14 protein-coding genes are annotated in these 14,699 nt (G+C 39.4%); 10 read left to right on the top strand and 4 right to left on the bottom strand.

Going from position 1 to position 14,699, the window contains the following annotated elements:
- Positions 1 to 124: 124 nt before the first annotated feature.
- A complete protein-coding gene (locus H5201_RS08490) occupies positions 125 to 937 on the top strand; it encodes a transporter substrate-binding domain-containing protein (protein ID WP_259398462.1) in 813 nt (270 codons plus the stop codon).
- Positions 938 to 1,137: 200 nt separating this feature from the next.
- Positions 1,138 to 1,608, top strand: coding sequence for a DM13 domain-containing protein (locus H5201_RS08495; RefSeq protein ID WP_145234199.1), 471 nt, complete (start codon positions 1,138 to 1,140; stop codon positions 1,606 to 1,608).
- Positions 1,609 to 1,706: 98 nt separating this feature from the next.
- Here H5201_RS08495 and H5201_RS08500 read toward each other — a convergent pair whose 3' ends face one another.
- The 3 genes from H5201_RS08500 to ahpC all read right to left on the bottom strand — a co-directional run bounded on the left by H5201_RS08500 (position 1,707) and on the right by ahpC (position 4,494).
- On the bottom strand, positions 1,707 to 2,111 hold the full coding sequence (locus tag H5201_RS08500; protein WP_182717767.1) for a GFA family protein: 405 nt from the start codon (positions 2,109 to 2,111) through the stop codon (positions 1,707 to 1,709).
- A 135-nt stretch (positions 2,112 to 2,246) separates the two neighbouring features.
- Positions 2,247 to 3,821 (bottom strand): alkyl hydroperoxide reductase subunit F, encoded by a 1,575-nt coding sequence (gene ahpF / locus H5201_RS08505; protein WP_182784237.1) that lies wholly within the window; start codon positions 3,819 to 3,821, stop codon positions 2,247 to 2,249.
- Between the two features lie 103 nt (positions 3,822 to 3,924).
- Complete coding sequence (gene ahpC / locus H5201_RS08510) at positions 3,925 to 4,494, bottom strand: alkyl hydroperoxide reductase subunit C (protein WP_145234205.1); 570 nt, start codon at positions 4,492 to 4,494, stop codon at positions 3,925 to 3,927.
- A gap of 245 nt (positions 4,495 to 4,739) precedes the next feature.
- Here ahpC and H5201_RS08515 point away from each other — a divergent pair, with 245 nt between their 5' ends.
- The 5 genes from H5201_RS08515 (at position 4,740) to H5201_RS08535 (ending at position 9,282) form a co-directional block, all read left to right on the top strand.
- On the top strand, positions 4,740 to 5,159 hold the full coding sequence (locus H5201_RS08515; protein ID WP_149980032.1) for a DUF3429 domain-containing protein: 420 nt from the start codon (positions 4,740 to 4,742) through the stop codon (positions 5,157 to 5,159).
- 57 nt (positions 5,160 to 5,216) lie between these two features.
- Entirely contained in the window at positions 5,217 to 5,588 is a 372-nt protein-coding gene (locus H5201_RS08520) for a hypothetical protein (RefSeq protein WP_145234209.1), read from the top strand.
- Positions 5,589 to 5,596: 8 nt separating this feature from the next.
- Complete coding sequence (locus H5201_RS08525; RefSeq protein ID WP_182784239.1) at positions 5,597 to 6,400, top strand: class I SAM-dependent methyltransferase; 804 nt, start codon at positions 5,597 to 5,599, stop codon at positions 6,398 to 6,400.
- 2 nt (positions 6,401 to 6,402) lie between these two features.
- The gene (locus H5201_RS08530) at positions 6,403 to 7,392 is read left to right on the top strand and encodes a Gfo/Idh/MocA family protein (RefSeq protein WP_145234213.1); all 990 of its coding nucleotides are present in this window, start codon (positions 6,403 to 6,405) and stop codon (positions 7,390 to 7,392) included.
- Positions 7,393 to 7,620: 228 nt separating this feature from the next.
- Positions 7,621 to 9,282: a methyl-accepting chemotaxis protein gene (locus H5201_RS08535; protein ID WP_182784241.1), complete on the top strand. Its 1,662-nt coding sequence runs from the start codon at positions 7,621 to 7,623 to the stop codon at positions 9,280 to 9,282.
- 61 nt (positions 9,283 to 9,343) lie between these two features.
- Here H5201_RS08535 and H5201_RS08540 read toward each other — a convergent pair whose 3' ends face one another.
- Positions 9,344 to 11,419: a TonB-dependent receptor gene (locus H5201_RS08540; RefSeq protein WP_182784243.1), complete on the bottom strand. Its 2,076-nt coding sequence runs from the start codon at positions 11,417 to 11,419 to the stop codon at positions 9,344 to 9,346.
- A gap of 356 nt (positions 11,420 to 11,775) precedes the next feature.
- Here H5201_RS08540 and H5201_RS08545 point away from each other — a divergent pair, with 356 nt between their 5' ends.
- The 3 genes from H5201_RS08545 (at position 11,776) to H5201_RS08555 (ending at position 14,638) form a co-directional block, all read left to right on the top strand.
- A complete protein-coding gene (locus H5201_RS08545; protein WP_145234221.1) occupies positions 11,776 to 12,072 on the top strand; it encodes a hypothetical protein in 297 nt (98 codons plus the stop codon).
- Complete coding sequence (locus H5201_RS08550; RefSeq protein ID WP_145234223.1) at positions 12,069 to 13,643, top strand: PepSY domain-containing protein; 1,575 nt, start codon at positions 12,069 to 12,071, stop codon at positions 13,641 to 13,643. The genes H5201_RS08545 and H5201_RS08550 overlap by 4 nt, the downstream gene beginning before the upstream one ends.
- 131 nt (positions 13,644 to 13,774) lie before the next feature.
- Entirely contained in the window at positions 13,775 to 14,638 is an 864-nt protein-coding gene (locus tag H5201_RS08555; protein WP_182767299.1) for a DMT family transporter, read from the top strand.
- Positions 14,639 to 14,699 lie beyond the last annotated feature (61 nt).

The following is a 14,699-nucleotide window of genomic DNA, read 5'->3' on the forward strand; positions in this document are numbered from 1 at the left end:
ATCTTTAATATTTACAAGTATAATACGTAATTCAAAAGCCTCTACGTTTTTATAATATTTTTTGCAAAAATAAGGTATTATAATTTTGCTATACTAGAGTCATAAAATTTTAAGTTATAGCTCAATGATGAAATTGTATAATTTTGGCGTGCTCTGGTTATTGTTATTGCCTCTGGCGTTTACTAGCTTTGTACACGCAAATGAAGCAATCGTTAATCTTCATTTAGCCAGCCCCAGCAACACCGATACCCCTCGTAATCACTATATTCATGCGCTGTTAACGCTCGCCTTTGCTGAGCAAGGAAAACAGGTTAATTTTATATACTCCATTAGACCAATGAATAAAAAACGCGTGGTGGAAGAGTTGTCAAAAGCAAGCAGTATTAATTTAGCTTGGCTATCGCTCCCTGCTACTAGCTACCCAGATTTACATCATACCTCATTGTCAATTTACCAAGGTTTACACGGCAAGCGATTACTAATAATTAATAAAAATCAACAACCGCGCTTCGCTGAAATATCAACTTCAGCACAGCTTAAGCCTTTAATCGCATTACAAAAGCAAAGTTGGTCTGATTATGATGTACTTATCCGCAATGGCTTCACTGTTAATGGTGAGCTAGATTATAAAGGCATGACTAGAGCACTCGAGACAGGTTTGGCAGATTATTTTCCTCGCTCTGTATCAGCTATTGCCGCTGAGGTGACTAAACTGCAGCATCAAAACTTAATGATTGAACCAACGATCATGTTGCAATACCCGAGTCATTATTATTTTTACACTCATAAACAAAACGATGCTTTACTAATGGAGTTAGAGGCAGGGTTACTAAAACTTCAAAAAAACGGTAAGTTTGCGCAGCTTTATCAACAATTTTTTGGTGAAAAAGAACGAGATCTCGCATTATCATCGAGAAAAGTTTTTCACCTAAATTAGCGACACCATAGCTCACATTACTTATTGCGAGCTAACAACTAAGTCAGTTCACAATAGGGTCAAGCACCCTAATAAAGTAAATACTTAAATGAAGATTGAACTCGCCCAATCCAATTTTGTAAGCTAGCTTATAACTATAGATGAAGGCATCCGCTTGTTTTGCCCTATATACTGAATACTCTCATGGATAAGGTCTTATTATGATGCGTAAATTGTGGCAGGTAGTCGTTTATCTGATGATATTTTGTGTTGGCTTTGTTGCGGGGTTATACACACTGCCAATTTTAACGGCCCCACCATCCCCCAGCAAACTTGAGCTAGCCACACATGCTCAGCAAGCACTTTATAGTGGTGAATTCAAAGCTGACCTCGCAGGCTCCGATGCTTTGCATTATGGTAACGGCCAAGTCAGATTAACCAATGCAATGATCTCTTTTGATGGCACCTTGAGCCCAGGCCCAGATTACCAACTTTATTTAGCTAATCGCTTTATTGATAATGAAGCCGATTTTTTAGCCTATAAAGGCACAATGACAAGGGTTGCAAGCATAAATACATTCGATGGTTTTATAATTAAGGTGCCAGCCGATATTAATATTGCACGCTTTAACACTGTTATTGTGTGGTGTGAGAGTTTTGAACAATTTATAACCGCGGCTCAGTACCAATGAACAAGTACTGGGAAACAACTGCTTTAAAAGCAACAGAGAGTTGCGGCACAGACTATTTACCAGTTTACTTATTATAAAAACACTATCAGCCAACGAACTTAGCGGGTCGGTTCAAAACCATCATAGTGTGGGATATCAGCATTTATTTGCTCCCAATTCGCTTTTGAGCTGACAAAATTATGACTAATTGGCCGCTCTGTAATATCACTATCGAGTATACCCAGACGCAACCTTAGTCTGCTTATATCATCAAGGTTTTCACTGTAAATTGGGCTACCGCATGCACTACAAAAATAGCGGATACGCCCTGGTTTAAATTCAAAGCTGCTTAACCACTCATTGCCTTTGGTTACTTTAAAGTCAACACGAGAGATAAATCCATTGGTTGCAAATGCAGTGCCACTGGCTTTACGACACAACGAGCAGTGGCAATGAATAATGCTCTGGATCGGGCCATCAATTTGCACTGTGACCTTGTTACACAAACAACTTCCTTGATACATGCTAAAACTCTTTAAAAAAATAAGCCTAAATACTAGCACAATTTTTTATCCAAAAAAGCCGCCTTTGGAGAGGGCGGCTTGGGTGAACAAACAGCTATGGGTGGGAGCTGTTATATCAAGAGACTATAATTTGATTTATGCTACGCGTTGCTCTTCACTAGGTGTTTGACGAATTAAGTAATCAAATGCCCCTAGGCTTGCTGTTGCACCACTGCCCATCGCAATGATGATTTGCTTAAATGGTGTGGTCGTTGCATCTCCCGCAGCATATACTCCAGCTAAAGATGTCGCTCCTTTTGCATCTATTATTATTTCGCCAAACTGACTGAGTTCAACATTACTGTCTTTTAACCATTCAGTGTTAGGTATTAAGCCTATTTGTACAAAGATACCTGCTAAGTTTAACTGTTTGTTCTCACCTGAGATGCGATCAGTATAGCTTAAGCCCGTCACTTTTTTACCATCACCGAGTACTTCTGTAGTCTGGGCATTCTTAATAATAGTAATATTTTTTAAGCTTTTCGCTTTACGAATAAGCACTTCATCGGCGCGTAACGTATCTGCAAATTCAAGTACCGTAACGTGCTCAACAATATTAGCTAAATCAATTGCTGCTTCAATGCCCGAATTACCACCACCAATAACGGCAACAGGTTTGCCTTTAAATAACGGTCCATCACAATGTGGACAATACGCTACACCATGACCACGGTATTGTTGTTCACCAGCTACGTTCATTTCACGCCAGCGAGCGCCCGTTGCCAGTACTAACGATTTAGTACTGAGCACAGCTCCATTTTCAAGCGTGATTTCATAACCATTTTTATAACTAAGAGCGACGGCTCGTTGATTGTGCATGACATCTACATCGTACTCTTTAACATGCTCTTCAAGCTGAGCTACGAGCTTAGGCCCCTCGGTTGCTTTAATAGATATAAAATTTTCGATTGCTAGCGTATCAGCTACTTGTCCACCAAACCGGTCAGCAACAATGCCCGTATTTAAACCCTTTCGTGCTGAATAAATTGCTGCAGATGCACCAGCAGGGCCACCACCTACGACAAGCACATCAAATTGTGATTTTTCATTGAGAGAAGTGGCTTGACGCTCGGCCCCTTTACTATCAACTTTATTTAAAATATCAGTTAAGCTCATCGCACCTTGGCTAAATGGCTGGCCGTTTAAGTACACAGCTGGTACAGCTAAGATGTTGCGCTCTTCAACTTCGTTTTGAAATAATGCCCCATCAATCATAGTTGCTTTGATGTTGCTATTATTAGCAGCCATTAAATTAAGCGCTTGTACGACTTGCGGGCATGTTTGGCAACTTAATGAAATATACACTTCAAACTCAAGTGGCTGAGTCAGTGACTTGATTTGGTCAAGATCTGCAGCCGACGCCTTACTCGGATGCCCGCCCGTATGTAACAACGCTAATACCAAACTGGTAAACTCATGCCCCATCGGCACACCAGCAAAGGTAATTTGGCTATCTCGAATAGGTGAAGATACCGTTATTGATGGACGGCGTACGCCACTATCTGGATTATCTCGCACCAAAAATTTGTCGCTCAACGACGCAATATCGTTGGCTAAATTGTCAATTTCTATTGATTTTTTGCTGTCATCCAAGGCGATAAGTAGCTCAACAGGATCAGCAATAGCTGCAAAGTGACTTTTTAATTGATTTTTAATGTTGGTATCTAACATGACTTACCCTTGTTTTAGCAAAAATGCCCATCATCACGCTAATGTGCTTAATAAAATTGTGATGATGAGCCTTCAAGCATATTAATGCTTTGTAATAGTAGATTTAAATTTTGCCAACTAAATCAAGCGATGGTGCTAATGTTTCTTCACCTGGCTGCCAAGAAGCCGGACATACTTCACCATCATGAGTCGCAATGTATTGTGCCGCTTGTACTTTACGTACTAGTTCTTTGGCACTACGGCCAATACCTAAATCATGTGTTTCAATGATTTTGATTTCGCCCTCAGGGTTCATTACAAACGTACCGCGAAGTGCTAGGCCTTCGTCTTCGATCATTACACCAAAGTTACGTGTAATACGTCCTGTTGGGTCACCGATCATAGGGTAAGTAATTTTACCAATAGTGTCTGATGTATCGTGCCATGCTTTGTGAGTAAAGTGAGTATCAGTCGATACGGAGTAAACCTCTACACCCATTTCTTGTAATTGCGCGTAGTGATCTGCAACATCACCCAGTTCCGTAGGACATACAAAGGTAAAATCAGCTGGGTAGAAAAAGAAAATAGACCACTTACCTAAAACATCTTGTTCTGATAGTTCAACAAAATCACCATTGTGGTAAGCCGTTGCATTGAAAGGTTGTAATTTAGTGTTAATTAATGAAGTGCTCATAGTATTCCTCATTTGTTTATTTAAAGTGTAAACAACGCAGGTTGCTGCGTTGGCTTGAGTAATACAATAAGGTGTAAATAAAAATTAATAAAATTGATTGTTTAGATTAATTCAATCGATTTTATTGACTGAAGCGGTCATTGTCATCTGGACAGATAGGGCTAAAGCTTTTTTTGCGTCTAATGTTACAATGCTCACTGAAAAATATCGCGAATACGTATTTTTAGTTAATTTTGGGGTAAGCCATGAATAAATTCATCAATCATATCCAGTTAGGCTATTTAGGCTTATTGCCCTTTTTAGCGTGTGTCGGTTGGCCGTTATTAGTCGGTAGTAATAACTTTAATATGCAGTTTTTTACTTTTTATAGTATTGCAATTTTGGCTTTTATGAGTGGTAACTTATGGCACGCTGGACAACAGAGTTATCGAGATGCGATTAAGGCTATACTACCGATTTTACCGCTTGGCTTTTTAGCTTTTTTACCACAACACATAACCTTGGCTTGGTTAGCGGTTAGTTTTTGGCTGGTATTACTATTTGAAAAAACCAGCCCGCAATGGCAAAGCTACCATGCTGATTATCAAAAAATGCGCTTTGTATTAACCTCAGTGGTGTTTGTTTGCCATATATTAGTAATAGGCATTAGTTTATACCCTAACTAGCTCGCCCTTTAAAACGGATTAATGTACCATCCGTGCACTGCTTTTTGAGGAACTAAAATGATAGACCAATTGCGCCAACAGCTTGATCAACTCGGTGAAAACTATGTTGAGAAAAGCGCTCATTTCAAAATTAAAGTGATCCCTTTTTTTTGTGCTATTCAAATCAAGAAAGATCATAAGAGTGAAGGCCGATTATCGTTTTATTCTAATCAATGGCTTGAAATTGCACTCGTGGTACTCTTTTTACTGTTTGGCTTAATGCTCTTCGATCCTGACGCAGGCTTTACTCATGGCCCTATTCATATTGCGTTTGCAGTATTAATCACGTTTAATTTAATTATCAAACAAATCGCGATTGAAGGACTAAAGACTCGCTTAGCGTTTTTACGTTTAATTGATCATGATGCTAAAAACACACCACTAGAATAATTGAATTAATGTATTTAAATCCTAATTGGCGGATCCTTACCGTTGGCGATGGCGACTTATCGTTTTCTCATGCTTTATCTACTGATCTAAAGCCGGCCAAGTTAGTTGCTTCTACCTATGATAGTGCAGCCACGATCACCTCCAAATATGCTGATAACGCACTAAATGCACTGCAAGATCATCACATTACGGTACTTGATAGTTTTGATGTGACTGACCCACAAGCCTGGCAACGCTTAAATGGCGAGCTATTTGATGTGGTGATTTTTCAATTTCCGCTTATTCCTGCTTTTGTCGGGGAGAGTGCTTATCGTGAAAACACCCAAACAACCAGTATGAACACCCTCAACCGGGCTTTGCTACACCAATATATTAAATATGCCACCAGCTATGCTCTTGATAACAATGGCCCAATGTTGTGCTACATCACCTCAAAAGATGTTAAACCATATCGTGAGTGGAATATTGAAGGCAGCTTAAATTATGGCTTAGCATCACGCTATATCGGCCAAATGCCATTTGATATCAGTCCTTTCCCTGGCTATAAAATCCGTAATGTTGATCGTGACAAACACGTAAAAGACACCAGTGGCACCACTTATGTATTCAGCCCCAAAGAAACGACTGAACTCCATAATCGATTAACTATACCAAGCTACTTAGCAGTTGATAACTGTTCGCTGTGCCGAGTAGGTCCATTTCAAGCCAGTGAAGATAAACAAAAACACCTATTAGCTAAAAAGCACCAACAAATGTTAGGCTTTGAGGCAGACTGGCAAGCTTGGCTTGCACAATTCAACAATCAGGAGTGACCATGAATTTTGTGATAGTCGGCACTAATTTTATTAGCGATACTTTACTTGCAGCGGCTAAAACAGTCAGTGAGTTTTCATTATATGGCGTATGTTCGCGAGCCGAACAAAGCGGTCATGCATTTTTAGCTAAGCACGCTATAAAAAATGCAAAAGTATTTACGACTATTGAGCAAGTATGCAGCGACGACAGTGTAGACGCTGTATATATAGCAGCCCCCAATAGTTTGCATAAAAGCTATGCTGTGGCCTGTTTAAATGCAGGAAAACACGTGTTAGGTGAAAAACCTGCAGCAGCAAATAGCCAAGAATTAGCCGCGATAGTGGACGCAGCAAAACAAAATAATCGCCTTTATATGGAAGCGATGATGACCACTCACTTGCCTAACTTTGCCGTTTTACAACAAGCCATTGCCAAAATTGGGACGCCACGTAAATACATAGGTCAGTATAGTCAATATTCATCACGCTATGATAAATACAAAAATGGTGAGCGCCCTAACACCTTTTTGCCAGCATTCGCTAATGGTGCGCTCGTCGATTTAGGGGTTTATCCGCTATATATCTTGATTGCACTTTGGGGTGCACCAAACACGGTAAAAGCCAGTGGAGTATTACTTGAAACAGGGGTAGATGGTGCTGGTGATGTATTACTAAATTATAGTGATAAGCAAGCAGTGATCAGTTATTCAAAAATATCTCAAGGTGATAATTTTACAGAAATCCAAGGTGAGCTGGGCCGTATCAGAATTGAAGCCGTTTCGTTATTAAAACAGATACAATTTATTGCTAATGATGGCAGTGTTGAAGAATTATCACAGCCATTTGATGAACACTTTATGCGCCACGAAGTTGCCCATTTCATTACAATTGCCAACGCAGGACAACTCGAATCACCTATCAATACCCATCAACTAAGTATCAATGTGATGGCTGTACTTGATAAAGCAAGACAGCAACTTGGTGTTATTTATCCAGCCGACCGACTATAAGCTACAAAATATTATTCACGCAAAACAACGCCTCAATGCTTTGAGGCTTGTCAATGTTGTTGTCACTTTTATCATACTCTTGCAATCTGCTCACTAATTTAATGCGTATCCAAATCTTCCTAGTTTGCAAATAAAATTCATGAATTCTTTAGTTAATTGAAATTATATTCTATAGTTATTTAGCATTATTATTAAATCGCATCAGAGGCAATTTTGACAATAAGATTAATGCTAAGAACTGTTTTTGCTCTAGCAATCACAATTGCAGCAGGGCTACTCATTATCATATTACTGTTAAAAACAGGATTATCTGATAGTCAACAATCAGCTCAGCAACGCTATCAGCTAAGTCATTTTGCTAAGCTGTCGGCCTCCAACTCTATCGAGCTAACAGAACTCGCCCGACAATATGTTGTCACCCTACAACCTAGCTATAAAAAACAATACTATGAACTTGTAAATCAAATTGAAGGAACTGAACCCTGGTTAGACGGTCGTAAAAAATCTTATATTGATCGCTTAAAAGAATTTAATGTAAATGAACAAGAACTTGCTTTGCTAAATAAATCTAACTCGCTCTCTTTGCAGTTAGTCAACACTGAAGAACAAGCTTTTCAATTGGTAAGTAGTTTTGCTGGGCAATCACCATCATTATTAAATACGAGCGAATCAAAACAGTGGGTACAGGCAATAGGACTGCTAACCGATAAGGGATATATGGATGAAGTAGCTAAAATACAGACACCGGTGCAAGAATTTTTAGCTGCGGTAGAAAACAGCAGCTTGCAAGAAGTAATGAATAATAACAATCGTGTTGCTAATTTAAGCCTTATTAGTATTGTGATGGTATTAGTTATAATCACTATTTTAATTTTATGCTACTTACAGCTTGAGAAGCGCGTAATAAAGACAACCACGCTATTAGTCAATGAAGCACAACGAATCGCCAATGGTGATTTAACGCATAAAATTGCTCACTCCGGTAACGATGAAATTGCAGAGTTATCAGCCAGTTTTAATATTATGATCGATAAACTATCTACCTTACTGTCAGAAATTAACTCGCAATCCCAACAAGCCCAAATTGCTGCAAACGAGCTAGATTCTATTGCACAGCAGGCAAGACAGCTTAATGACGAGCAGAGTCAAGCAATTGAGGTGATCTCAAGTTCAGTATATGAAAACTCCACCGCCGTCAAAGAAGTATCAAAAAACTGCTCTGAAGCGGCTCAAAACGCAGGAGATGCAGATGCTAAAACACAAGCAGGGATCGATGTCGTTAATCAGAGTATTCATTCTGTCGAATCGGTTGCTGAAATATTAACCGAGTCAATTAATGATTTAAATGATCTCGAATCTTCAGTTAACGAAGTAGCGGTGATCTTAAATGTGATCAGCAATATTGCTGAACAAACTAATCTATTAGCACTTAATGCTGCAATTGAGGCCGCACGAGCTGGCGAACAAGGTCGAGGTTTTGCCGTCGTTGCCGACGAGGTAAGGACATTAGCGAGCAGAACACAAAGCTCAACAGTTGAGATACAACAAAAAATCAATAGCTTACAGTCTGCAAGTAACGCTGTAACCGAACGGATCCGTAGCAGTGATACGCGGGTTAAAGACGCAGTATCAAACTCAGAAAAAGTGGGCTCAATGCTCAAAGAAATAAGCACCCAAGTGCGCTTAATTTCAGATGCAAACCGAACCATTGCAGCTGCATCCGAGCAACAAGCACAAGTAACCGAAGATATAGCTGAACGCTTAACTGGTATTCAAGATGCCAGTATGCAGTCGAAGTCGCAAACCGCACAAATTTCGTCTTCGTCTAGTGAACTCGCGCAAGTTGCGATTAATTTAAATACACAAATAAATAAGTTTAAATTAAGTTAACGGATCTCTGGATTAAAAACCTCAGGCTTTTATACAGCAACAGCCTAAGGTTTTAGAGTAGCTAAAAACGATAAGTAACTGAAGCACCTAATGTTTTTGGGCTAACAACAGAGACATAACCAGTTGGATACCTGCCACTTACAGGCTCTACACTGGTATAACCTTGTTCATCAAAGGCATTATTAATATAAGCGCTAATTAACCAATTCATTGTGTCATAGCTTATTGTAGCGCGAGTAATAGTGTAATCACCTGCCATGCGCTCTTCACTGTTAGTAAGATCACCGTAATACTCATCGACATAATTTGCACTGACATTGATTTTAAGGTTGTCAGTAAACCAATGAGACAGACCTAAACTGGCTGTAAATGAAGGGGCTGAATTAAGTTCGTTACCAACCGCTTCAGAATACGTTGTAGATGCGTCAATTTTTGTTTTTAACAATCCTAGACCAGCATGTAACTGCCATTGCTCACCTAACATACTGTAAGCCTCAAGCTCTAAACCATAACTATGAGCGTCATCGATATTAGTAATTCTACGATCTGAACTTAATGCCTGATAACCGTCAAAGTTATTGTAAAAGACATTTGCACTGATATTAATGTCGCCGTTATTTAATACACTACGTGTGCCTACCTCATAGGTATTAACAGTTTCTTCATCATAGTAATAATAATCTTCAGCATTAAAGTCGAGTGCACCACCGCCGGAATTATAACCACGCCGCGCACTGGCTGATAAAGTAGTTGCCTCGGTAACTTTGTATTGAATAGCTAAGGTAGGTAATTTAATAGTATTAGAATCATCTAGCTGTTCAGCTAAGGTATCGCCTCTAAATGCCATGTTAAAGTTACGAAGTTGACTTTCATGTTCAACCCGCAAGCCACCTGTTACTATTAACTTATCTGTTAGGTTGAAGCTTGCCTCTGAGTAAATAGCTATCGAATCACTGCTATCATCACCAAAATAATCTGTTGCTCCAGTACTGTCGAAATCTTGATCTCGATCGAAATAAGCTAAGCCAATAAAACCTGAGTAAAAATCACTACTAAGACCGAAGTTTAATTTACCATCAATGGTAATATTTTTTTCATCCATAGTAACATCAGATTCTGCTGTTGCTAGCGGCTCATAAGCATCAAACGCCCAATGATAATCCATATATGCCACCAGCAGATCCACAGAGAAGTTCTCATCAATCTTATATTCAAAATCGATTTGTGTTGTATCTGAATCTGTATCCATTATACGTTGAAACAGTGGTATATAATCAGATGGGTTGTCACCTTCATAATAATGACGACCAGAATTTCCTTTTTCACTGTAGTTTGAATAACTTAGTTGAATTGATAGATCATCAAATGGAGTATAAAGTAATTTTGCTCGGGTGCTTGAGGTGTTTAATTTATTTAGATCGCGATCTGTCGGATTTGTTTCATAGACAGTTGGGTTACTGTAAGTTTCACCATCAACATATTGAGTCGATAACCTAAAAGCAAGTACATCTTCAACTAATGCACCGGAAACAACGGCTGCGGTGTCAAGGTAGCTATCTTGATTGCGGTAACCGACTCGCACTGCGCCTTCAAAGTCTTGAGTCGGTGCTTTGGTTGTCATATAAACAGCGCCAGCAATGCTATTACGACCATTACTTGTTGATTGTGGACCTCGATACACTGCTATTTGCTCCATATCCCACAAACCAGTATCACCGGTTAAATCAGCGACAAACGGCTGACTTACACCGTCAACTAACGTTGATACTCGCGCTTTAGAGCCACCACTAAACGAATTAAACCCTGTTGCTCCACCGTTACCTGACACACCACGCATATCAGGAACTGACCCCGTTAACACCACTACATTCGCCATTTCTGCAAGCGCTTCTGAAACAGATGCTAGCTGACCATTTTCTAATAACGACTTATCGACGACCGCAACTGAGGTAATAGTGTCTTTAAGTGATTTTGCTATTTTTTCACCCGTAACAACGATAGTATCGATTGATTCGCGATTACCCTCATCATCTGCTAATACCTGAGCTTGAGTAAATAACAGCGCGCTGGCAATAAGCAGTGAAAGCTTATTGCGTTTAAATAAAGCAGCCAAAATAATTTCCTTTTTTTGAGACATTTTAAATTGCGCGAAAAAATACCATATCAACTACAGTATTGCAATTGAGTTTACTTATCATTTAGAATGACATTAAAAATAAACTATTATTGCTCTTATGTCTCAATTTACCGTTATTGTTATCTTACTCATTGCTATAACTGTGCTCTACTGCAGTAATCGCCATCAAAGATTACTTACTAAACCTATTTCTAAACACTGGCGTACACTTGCGCTAATGCTGTTTATAACTGCAATTATCATTTCTTTTTCTACACTGTCTAAATTAGCAGCAAGCTTCTTTATTATTTTAATACTGATGCTCGCTTTAATGGTCATGCCATTTGCAAGCTTAATTAAAGTGAAAGGGCTAAGAAATGACATCTGAGCAAAGACAAAAAATTCAACCAACTTGGCTTGGTAAAAGTTTAGCTGGTGTATTGCTGGGTTTAGCGCTGGCTTATATTCTGATTGCTTTTTTTGCTTGGTACGGCCCAGGCGGAATTGATGCCCAAGACAAGGTTCAATTTAATATGTGGATGATCCCGATTTTATGGCTCACGCTCTTTAGTTTTACTTATTTATTTAATTCAGCGAGGCAAGCTTGGCTCATACTCGGTGGAGCAAATGTTATCTTGTATAGTTTATTTTTGCTGTTAAGGGGTGGATTATGAAAGTAAGAGCCGATATTTTACGCACCTACCAAGGTGTGCATACATGGACGGGGATCATTGCAGGTTTAGTACTTTTCATCGGCTTTTATGCTGGTAGTTTGACCATGTTTAAACATGAAATCCAACAATGGGCAGAGCCAACTACTGCACCACTTACCGATCCCACTACTACAAACTATCAAAGCTTAGTCGACAAAGCCATCACTGTTTATCCTGAGCAAATGGCAAAAGGTTTTGAACTCGACCTTTTAACAACAGCTGCGCCACTGTCGTGGTATACACAAGGTCAAGCTCGTGGCATGCACCTAGATAATCAACAGCAAACAGCATATCTTGATGAAGATCAAAAGCTGATAATTGCTGATCAAGCAGAACATAAACTTGCTGATTTAATCGATTACCTACACCGTACCGCAGGCTTTATTGGTGAAATTGGCCACGACCAATCTGGCGTTTACATTCTTGGTATTGCTGCAGGACTGTATTTTTTAGCCTTGGTGTCCGGTGTAATTATCCTTTTACCAACACTGGTAAAAACATTTTTTGCGCTGCGAAAAGAAAAAGGCCCGAGTCGCTTTTGGTTAGATAGCCATAACCTTATTGGCGTTGCGAGTTTGCCCTTTCATTTGATCATTGCGTTTACTGTTATTGTATTTGCTTTTCACGACTTAATTTATGATGGTTTGGCCCAGTTTTATGGTGACAAACCACTATTTGAGCGTCCCCCAACCGCAACACACGCTTATAACATCAGCGAACTGAAACGTATTGATACACAAATACTAGCGGCTAAGGGCTATGCTACAGGCTATGAGCCAATACATATTAGCTACAGTCGATTGAATTTAGCGTCCCCTTCCGCTGTATTTAAAATGAGTAATGATTCTGCAGTGGTACGTGGACCTGATACGGATTATTTATTTATGAACCCGTATACTTTAGAGATCAGCGGATCAACTTACCCACAGGGTGAAGAAAGCTTCTGGGGCAATTTTGTCGCGAGTATCTTTTCACTGCATTTTGGAACATATGGCGGTGAGTGGGGTCGCTGGGCTTACTTTATAATGGGACTATTCGGCGCATTGCTTTTTTATTCAGGCAACTTATTATGGATAGACAAACGAATGAAAAAAGATGCAAATAAAACCGGCACACATATTATGGCAAAGTTAACGATTGGCGTGTGTTTAGGATCCATGCTCGCTGTTGTTGCAGTATTATTGTTAGCAAAATGGAGTAACATACTGATAAATAACATTAATCACCATTATATGCAGTGTTATTATGTTGTTTTTTTTATTTCCTTAGCCTACTGCTTTACACTAGGCGCTAATAAAGCAAGCTATACTGGCTTAATAACATTATCGATTTTAACCGTATGTTTACCCATCTCGAGTGTTATTCAAGGCCTGAATAATTTAGCTCTGCTCCCCTATTACGAAAGCTATTCTGTTGATTTTATAGCCACACTTTTCTCAGTTATGTTTTTCTTTATCGCTAAACGCTTAAAGCAAAAACCCATTAAAGATAAAGTAATTCTGGATCACAAAACAATAGAGTTCATAAGGTAAATAAAGGCTCACGCATTGTTTAATACGTGAGCCTGCATCACTTAATGGCTGCTATTTATCGCAAATATATTAAATTGTTACATTAATCTGTACACTCTGCAGATAATTTCCTTTTTCATTTTTTATACGTTATGTCTCGAGTTATTTCTCCTTTTTTCATTGCTGTTATATGTGTATTACTTGCCATGGTGACTATTCAGTCAGGCGCTTCAATTGCTAAGCAACTATTTCCATTAATTGGCCCTGAAGGGACAACCGCACTTCGTTTAGGTTTTTCAGCAACGATATTGTGCTTAGTGTTTAAACCTTGGCGCGCCTTTCCGCCACTGGGTCAACGCATGCCAATTATTGTTTATGGCTTATGCTTAGGCGGTATGAACATTTTTTTTTACTACGCCATTGCGCGTATTCCATTGGGGATTGCGGTCGCCCTTGAATTTACCGGCCCGTTAGCGGTAGCGCTGCTATCATCGCGACGTAAGCGAGATTTATTTTGGGTCGCCTGTGCTATATCGGGGATCGTAATGTTGCTCCCGGATATGAAAGGTGAAGAAAGTCTCGATCTACTGGGCGTGATTCTGGCACTGGGAGCTGGTGCGTGTTGGGCAGGCTATATCTTATTTGGCAAAAAAACGGGTAATCAAAGCTCTGGCGGGATGACTGTTGCCCTTGGTATGAGTGTCGCTGCACTTATATTAGTGCCTTATGGTGCTATTTCTCAAGGTGGTGCACTACTAAACTGGGAAGTGATCCCTTTAGGTTTATTGGTTGCTATTATGTCAAGTGCCCTACCTTATACACTGGAAATGGTTGCACTGCGTAATATGCCTGCACAAGGGTTTAGTATTATGATGAGCTTAGAGCCCGCTATTGCGGCACTTGCTGGCTTTATAATTTTAGGCGAGTTATTAACTCTTTGGCAATGGTTAGCCATTCTTTTGGTGATAGTTGCATCGGTTGGCAGTTCAATGTCTACAAGTAAAGACAGCAACTAACAAACCAAAAAAGACGTAAAAATATTAGTTATAAAGCTAAATGTTGATTTTGATCAAAGGG

It is taken from the genome of Pseudoalteromonas sp. SG43-6, assembly GCF_014164365.1.
In the GTDB taxonomy this organism is placed as follows: Bacteria; Pseudomonadota; Gammaproteobacteria; order Enterobacterales; family Alteromonadaceae; genus Pseudoalteromonas; species Pseudoalteromonas rhizosphaerae.